The organism is Micromonospora sp. NPDC049580 (assembly GCF_040675595.1).
In the GTDB taxonomy this organism is placed as follows: Bacteria; Actinomycetota; Actinomycetes; order Mycobacteriales; family Micromonosporaceae; genus Micromonospora.
Window position 1 is genome coordinate 1 of the sequence record NZ_JBFAPG010000310.1, and the last position, 7708, is coordinate 7708.

Annotated in this window: 6 protein-coding genes; 4 read left to right on the top strand and 2 right to left on the bottom strand. The window is 72.7% G+C overall.

The genetic code is table 11. The features are described 5' to 3' along the window. Positions 1-78: 78 nt before the first annotated feature. Positions 79-1416, bottom strand: a complete 1338-nt coding sequence (locus AB0J68_RS22190; RefSeq protein WP_363940328.1) for an extracellular solute-binding protein — start codon at positions 1414-1416, stop codon at positions 79-81. Positions 1417-1681: 265 nt separating this feature from the next. Next, positions 1682-2227 (bottom strand): plasmid pRiA4b ORF-3 family protein, encoded by a 546-nt coding sequence (locus AB0J68_RS22195; RefSeq protein ID WP_355063917.1) that lies wholly within the window; start codon positions 2225-2227, stop codon positions 1682-1684. Positions 2228-2377: 150 nt separating this feature from the next. Here AB0J68_RS22195 and AB0J68_RS22200 point away from each other — a divergent pair, with 150 nt between their 5' ends. From AB0J68_RS22200 to AB0J68_RS22215, 4 genes are all read left to right on the top strand, one after another. Next, entirely contained in the window at positions 2378-3124 is a 747-nt protein-coding gene (locus AB0J68_RS22200; RefSeq protein WP_354860889.1) for a pyrimidine reductase family protein, read from the top strand. Between the two features lie 148 nt (positions 3125-3272). Continuing rightward, entirely contained in the window at positions 3273-5024 is a 1752-nt protein-coding gene (locus tag AB0J68_RS22205) for an ATP-binding protein (protein ID WP_354860891.1), read from the top strand. 18 nt (positions 5025-5042) lie between these two features. After that, complete coding sequence (locus AB0J68_RS22210) at positions 5043-6191, top strand: exonuclease SbcCD subunit D (RefSeq protein ID WP_354860892.1); 1149 nt, start codon at positions 5043-5045, stop codon at positions 6189-6191. Then, positions 6191-7708: SMC family ATPase (locus tag AB0J68_RS22215; protein ID WP_363940331.1), on the top strand; the 1518-nt coding region annotated here is incomplete at its 3' end. The genes AB0J68_RS22210 and AB0J68_RS22215, both read left to right, overlap by 1 nt.

Below are 7708 nucleotides of genomic sequence, written 5' to 3' on the forward strand. Positions count from 1 at the left end.
CGGAGGAAGCGCTCGGCGATCGGGACGGCTGAGGCGGTGCTGGCCCCGCCCTTCTCCACGAACACGGCGAACGCGACGTCACCCCGCCAGCCGACAACCCGGCCCACACGCATTGCCTGCTGCCTGGCCGTTCTTCACCGCGTCCTGCCAAGCGGCGTCGGCGGCCTTGCCCTGCTCGATGCTGCGCAGCGCGTTCTCGACCGCGTCCCGGACCGCCTGGTTCTTCGGGCCGAGGTAGACCGGCTTCAGCTCCTTCGCGCCGGCGGCGAAGATCTTGCCGATCGGTGCGCCGCTGAAGTACTCGTTGGTGGCGGCCAGCACGGCCGGGTCCTCAAGAGCCTGCGGCGACGAGGGCAGGTTGCCGACCTTCTTGAACGCCTCGGTCTGGCTCTTGGCGCTGGTCAGGAACTTGGCCAGCTCGGCGGCTTCCTTCTGGTGCTTGCTGGCCTTCGGCACGGCCAGCCAGGAACCGCCCCAGTTGCCGCCGTTGCCCGGCGCCTTGGCCACGTCCCACTTGCCGGCCGCCGCGTCACCGGCCTGACCCTTGATGACACCGGTCATCCACGCCGGGCAGCCGATGGTGGCGAAGCTGCCGTTCTTGAAACCGGCGTTCCACTCGTTGGAGAAGCTCCGCAGGTTGTTCGACAGACCCGCGCTGATCATCTTGGTGGTCTGCTGGAACGCGGACTGCACGTCCGGGTTCTCGCCGACGACGAGCTTGTTGCTCTTGTCGAAGTAGGTGTAGCCGCTGCCGGCGCCCGCCGTCTGCATCAGCACGATGTTGTAGAAGTTGGTGGCCGAGTCGACGAACTTGTGCTTCTTGTCGGCGGCGGCGAACTTCTGGCCCTGGGCGATGAACGCGTCCCACGTCGGCCAGAGGGCGCCGACCTGCTCGCGGTCGGTCGGCAGGCCGGCGGCCTTGAAGAGGTCGCTGCGGTAGCAGACGGCCATGCCACCGACGTCGGTGCCGAGACCGAGCACCTTGCCGTCCGGCGTGAGGCCCCCCTCCCACTTCCAGGGCAGGAAGTTGCTCTTCAGGTCGTTGGCGCCGTGGTCGGCCAGGTTCACGAACTTGTCGGCCTGCGCGAAGAACTGCACGATCGTGCCCTCTTCGAGGGCGACGACGTCGCCGGCGCCCGCGCCGGCGGTGATCTGCTGCGTCAGCCGGGTGTTGTAGTCACCCAGGCCGAGACCCTTGCCGCGCTCCTGGATGGTGACGTTCGGGTGCTCAGTCTGGTACTGCTTGTAAAGATCTTCGTATCCGAAGCCCTGGTCGCCGAAGACGTCGACGACCAGGGTGACCTTGCCGCCGTCCGAATCGGACGACGAGTCGTCGCCGCAGGCGGTCGCCGAGGCGAGTACGGCGACGGACGCGAGCGCGATCGCCGCAAAGCGACGACGTGAGGTGACGCTCATCCTGACCCCTCTCAAGTGGTGAGGCTTGGTGTGTCGTGCGTGGTGGGGGGTGCTGCAGCGCCCCTGCCGCCGCCGGACCGGTGGTCGTGGACGATCTGGGGAGAGCTGTGAAGGAGACTTCCGCCACTCCCCGGGAGCGCTCCCATGAGATTGCCGGGGCGCTACCAGGGTGTCAATAGACCAATGGGAGCGTTCCCAGATCGTTACCGCCCTGTTTCAGACCGGCACCGCTAGTGACGGACGTCGACCCGTACGCCAGGCGGGGTCAGCAGAAGCGACGCAGCAGTGTGGTGGCGACGGTGGGGTCGAAGAACGTCGGATCGAAGCCCTCACCGACCCAGCCCCGCAGCACGGCCCGCTCCGGATGGGTCGGATCGGCCAGGGCCGCGAGCAGCGCCTGGTAGCCCGACGGCCCACCGATGCCCTCCGGGGGGCAGGCCCGCTGGCCGTCCAGGCAGACCGGGTACCGCTCGTCCTGATCGGCGGTCAGCGCGTCCTCGACGACGAGGTCGTGCTCCCACCAGTCACCGAAGTCGTACGTGTAGGAGAACCTGCTGCCCTTGCCGAGGACCGCGTCCAGCCGGACGTCCAGCTCGTCGTGCAGCGCCAGGCCCCCGTCCGGGTCCGGCTCGCCGTACGCCACCGCGTCGATCTCGAACGAGTGCAGGTGGCAGTCCCGCCAGCCCATCGCGTGCTGGGCGACCCGGTGCAGTCGGTCCAGCGTGTAGCCGGCCGGAACGAGCACCCGGCGCCACACCGGCGGACGTACGCCGGCGAGGGACATCTTCAACTGGAAGATCTGACGCGGCATGCTGTCCTGTCCTTGAGCGGCTTAGGCTGCGAGCATGATCTGCCGAGCGTGCCGGGCCCGGCGGCACGATGACTGCCCGGGCCGGAACTGGTGCGACTGCCAGCACCGTACCGCCGAACCGACCCCTCCGGTCACCGGTCCGGCCGGCGAATGACGGTCGGAATCCCGATCCGGCGACTCTGGCCCGAGCCGTCCACCCAACCGCTCGACGACGCCACGCTTACCGCGCTCTACCAGCGCGCGGACCAGCCCCGGCTGCGGGTGAACTTCGTCGCCAGCCTGGACGGCGCGGTCAGTGTGGACGGCTACTCCGCCGGCCTGTCCGGCGAGCCGGACAAACGGGTCTTCGGCCTGCTGCGGATGGTCTGCGACGCCCTGGTGGTGGCCGCCGGCACCCTGCGACACGAGGGTTACCGCGCGGTCCGACTCGACGATCCGCGACGCGCCTGGCGGCGGGCGAACGGGCTGGCCGCGTACCCGACGCTGGTGGTCGTCTCCGGCTCCCTCGACCTGGACCCGGCGCAGACGGCCTTCGCCGACGCCCCGGTCCGGCCGATCGTGCTCACCCGCGCCGACGCCGACCCGCCGCCCGGCCTGACCGACGTCGCCGACCTGCTGCGCTGCGGGACCGACCGGGTCGACCTCGCCGCCGGCCTGGCCGAGCTGCACCGGCGCGGGCTGACCCAACTGCTCTGCGAGGGCGGCCCGCACCTGCTCGGCGCGCTCACCGCCGCCGACCTGGTGGACGAGCTGTGCCTCACCGTCGCGCCGCTGCTCGCCGGCCCCGGCGCGGGCCGGATCACCGCCGGCGACGCCAGCGCGCCCCGGCACCTGCCGCTGCGGCACGTGCTCGCCGCCGACGACGGCGTCCTCATGCTCCGCCACGCCCGCCCGTGACGAACCGTCGCCCGGTCACACACCGAGCGTCGCGAGTGTGACCGGGCATCGTGTCCTCCGCCGCGTCGCGTGGCGACCTGTCGTACTCCTCGGGCAGGATGCACGTCATGCGCGCCGACCGTGATGCCCGACCGAGCCGAGTCGCCCGATGACCGACGCCGACCTCGACAGCCCGGGCGAGGCGGTCGGGCGGGTGCTGGGCACCGCCGACGCGACCCCGTTGCAGTTCTGGACGGCCGTGGCGCCCGGCAGTTACCTCCAGCTCGACGACGTGGTGGTCACCCGCCGCGAGCTGCCCGACCGCGAGCCGGTGACGATCGCCGGCGTGGTCACCCAGGTCCGGGCCCGGCACGAGGGCGCCCAGTTCGACTCCGACGTGTTCGCCATCGCCGACGGCACACTGCCGGCCCAGGTGCAGGAGGCGGCCGAGGTGACCACCACCCGGGTCGACCCGGAGTTCTACGTGCCGCCGACCCCGGGGGCGGTGGTGCACCGGGCCGAGGGCGACGCACGGGCTCGGGCGCTGCACTTCGACCGGATGGAGCGGCGCATCCCGATGGGCATGGGTCGCGACGGGGTGCCGGTCTACCTCAACGCCGACTTCCTCGACGGCAGCCGGGGCGCGCACGTCTCCATCTCGGGCATCTCCGGGGTGGCCACCAAGACGAGCTTCGCCACCTTCCTGCTCTACTCGGTCTTCCGCTCCGGCGTCCTGGGCGGCGACGCGGTCAACGCCAAGGCGCTGATCTTCAACGTCAAGGGCGAGGACCTGCTGTTCCTCGACCACCCCAACACGCGCCTCGACGAGCCGACCCGGGCGGCGTACGCGAAGCTGGGCCTGAGCGCCGGCGCCTTCCCGGACGTGCGGGTGTACGCCCCGCCCCGGGTCGGCGACGCGGCCGGAACCCCGGACGTGAGCAGCCGGCTCACCGGCGTGGACGCCTTCTACTGGACGCTGAGCGAGTTCTGTGCCGACCGCCTGCTGCCGTACGTCTTCGCCGACGCCGACGACGAGCGCCAGCAGTACACGATGGTCGTGCACTCGGTCACCGCGCACCTGGCCCGCTACGCCCAGCCCGCCGACGGTGGGGTGAGCATCGACGGGGTCCGGCTCGGCTCCTACGGCGACCTCGTCGACCACATCGTCGAGGCGCTCAACGACGACGAGACCCGCTCCGACTGGGCGGGCAGCGCGGTCGGCCTGGGCACCGTCAACGCGTTCGCCCGCCGGTTGATCGGCAGCAAGAAGGATCTCGCCCGGCTGATCCGTGGCGACCTGGCGACCCGTCGCCCGCACTCGATCAACACGAGCGAGTCGGCGCAGGTGACAGTGGTCGACCTGCACAACCTTCCGGACCGGGCCCAGCGCTTCGTCGTCGGCGTGACGCTCAAGAGCGAGTTCGAGCGCAAGGAGAAGTCCGGCACCGCCAAGCCGTTGCTGTTCGTCGTCCTCGACGAGCTCAACAAGTACGCACCCCGGGAGGGCTCCTCCCCCATCAAGGAGGTGCTGCTCGACATCGCCGAGCGGGGGCGGTCGCTCGGGGTCATCCTGATCGGCGCCCAGCAGACGGCGAGCGAGGTGGAGCGGCGCATCGTCACCAACTCGGCGATCCGGGTGGTCGGGCGGCTCGACCCGGCCGAGGCGTCCCGCCCGGAGTACGGTTTCCTGCCGCCCGCACAGCGGCAGCGGGCGCTGCTCGCCAAGCCGGGCACCATGTTCGTCAACCAGCCGGACATCCCGGTGCCGCTCTGCCTGGAGTTCCCGTTCCCGGCGTGGGCGACCCGGGTCTCCGAGGCGGGCCGCGCCCCCTCGGAGACGCTGCGCTCGATCACCCAGTCCGCCGACCCGTTCGCCGTGGTGGGCTCCGGCGGCGGCACCGACGACGACATCCCGTTCTAGGTAGGGGCCGGTGCAACTGTGAAGATCCTGCACACCTCCGACTGGCACGTGGGCAAGGTGCTCAAGGGGCAGTCCCGGGCCGAGGAGCACAAGGCCGTCCTCGCCGGGGTGATCGACATCGCCCGTGCCGAACAGCCGGATCTGGTGATCGTCGCCGGTGACCTCTACGACACGGCCGCGCCGACCTCGGAGGCGACCCGGCTGGTCACCCGGGCGCTGACCGCGCTGCGTCGGACCGGCGCGGACGTGGTCGCGATCGGTGGCAACCACGACAACGGCCCAGCGCTGGACGCGCTGCGGCCGTGGGCCGAGGCCGCCGGCATCACGCTGCGCGGGGGCGTCCGCGAGAACCCGGCCGAGCACGTGATCGACGGCACCACGGCCGGCGGGGAGCGGTGGCAGCTGGCCGCGCTGCCGTTTCTGTCCCAGCGGTACGCGATCCGCGCGCTGGAGATGTACGAGCTGACCGCCGCGGAGGCCAACCAGACGTACGCCGACCACCTGGGCCGTGTGCTGGGCCGCCTCACCGAGGGCTTCGCCGAGCCGGACCGGGTGCACCTGGTCACCGCGCACCTGACGGTGACCGGCGCGGCGGCCGGCGGCGGTGAGCGGGACGCGCACACGGTGCTCGGCTACGCGGTGCCGGCCACCGTCTTCCCCGCGACCGCGCACTACGTGGCGCTGGGCCACCTGCACCGGGCGCAGCGCGTCGAGGGCCCGTGCCCGGTGCGCTACAGCGGCAGCCCGCTCGCCGTCGACTTCGGCGAGCAGGAGAACGTGCCCTCGGTGACGGTGGTCGAGGTGACCGCCAGCACGGCCGCCCGGGTACGCGAGGTGCCGGTGACCGCCGCGAGCGCGCTGCGGACGGTGCGCGGCACCCTGGCCCAGCTCGCCGAGATCGAGGCGCCGGACGCCTGGCTGCGGGTGTTCGTTCGGGAGCAGCCCCGCGCCGGCCTGCGCGAGGAAATCCAGGAGCTGCTGCCCCGGGCGCTGGAGATCCGGATCGACCCGGAGTTGCTCGCCGCGCCGGGCAGCGGCGCGCGGATCGCGCAGCGGTCCGGGCGTTCGCCACGGGAGCTGTTCGCCGACTACCTGGACAGCCGGGGCCACGCCGACGAGGGCGTGCGGGAACTCTTCGACGAGCTCTTCGAGGAGGTCGAGCACTGATGCGGCCGATGCGGTTGGACATGGCCGGCTTCACGGTCTTCCGGGACGAGACGACGGTCGACTTCACCGACGCCGACTTCTTCGCGCTGATCGGCCCCACCGGCTCGGGCAAGTCCACCGTGCTGGACGCCATCTGCTTCGCGCTCTACGGCACGGTGCCCCGCTGGGGTGGCGCCCGCGGGCTGGCCAACGCGCTGGCGCCGTCGGCGACGGAGGCCCGGGTGCGGCTGGTCTTCGAGTCCGGCGGCGCCCGGTACGTGGCGACCCGGGTGGTGCGCCGGGACGGCCGGGGCAACGTGAAGACCGCGAACGCCGGGCTGCAGGTGATGCCGGCCGGCTTCGACGTGACCAAACTCGACACCGGGTTGAGCCCGGACGACCTCGGCGAGGTGATCGCCGGGACGCCCGCCGAGATGGAACAGGCGGTGCTGGAGGCGGTCGGGCTGCCGTACGAGCAGTTCACCAGCTGCGTGGTGCTGCCGCAGGGCCAGTTCGCCGATTTCCTGCACGCCAAGCCGGCGACCCGGCAGCAGATCCTGGTCAACCTGCTCGGCCTCGGCGTCTACGAGGACGTGCAGAAGCGGGCGACGGCGCGCGCCGCGCAGGCGGAAGCCCGGCTGGACGCGGTCGATCAGGTGCTCGCCGGTCTGACGGGGGTGGACGACGAGGCGTTGGCCGAGGCCGACGCCCGGGTGGGCCGGATGGCCGAGCTGGCCGACGCGGTGACCGGGGCCATGCCGGAGCTGGCGGCGGCCCGGGCACGGGCGCGGGACGCGGCGGCTGCCCTGACCGCGCTCGACGACGAGCTGGGCGTGCTGTCCGGAGTGCGTGCCCCGCACGGGGTGGCCGAGGTGGCCCGCGCGGTGAGCGCGGCGCGGGCCGAGGCCGACGCCGCGGCCACGGCCGTGTCGCTGGCCGAGGAGCGGGAGGAGAAGCTGCGCGGTGAGCTGGCCGGCGCCGGTGACGAGAGCGCGCTGCGGTTGCTGCTGCGGGCGTACGACGATCGGGATCGGCTGACCGGCGAGGCCGACACGGTCCGCGCGGCGGTGCGCGCGGCGGACGAGGAGCACGCCACGGCGGTCGCGGCGCTGGCCGCCGCCCGCGCGGACGCCGAGCGGGCCGACGCCGAGTTGGAGGCGGCCTTCCGGGCGCACGAGGAGGCGAAGGCCACCGACCTGGCGGTCAGCCTGCGAGTGCACCTGCATCCCGGTGCGGCCTGCCCGGTGTGCGAGCACCCGGTGGCCGAGGTGCCGGCGGTTCCGGCCGACTCGGCGGTGGCCGCCGCGACGGCCGCCGGCAAGGCGGCGCGGGCCGCCACCAAGGCGGCGCAGGCGGTGGTGCAGCAGCGGGACGCGGCGGCGCGTGACCTGGAGCGGCTGCTGGTGCAGGCCCGCGCCCGGCAGGAGCAGGTGGACGCCCGGCTGGCCGAGCTGGACGGGCAGCTCACCGGAGCGGCCGAGCCGGGGGTGCTGCGCCGGGAGTTGGCCGAGCACGCCCGGCTGCGACGCGCCCTGGAG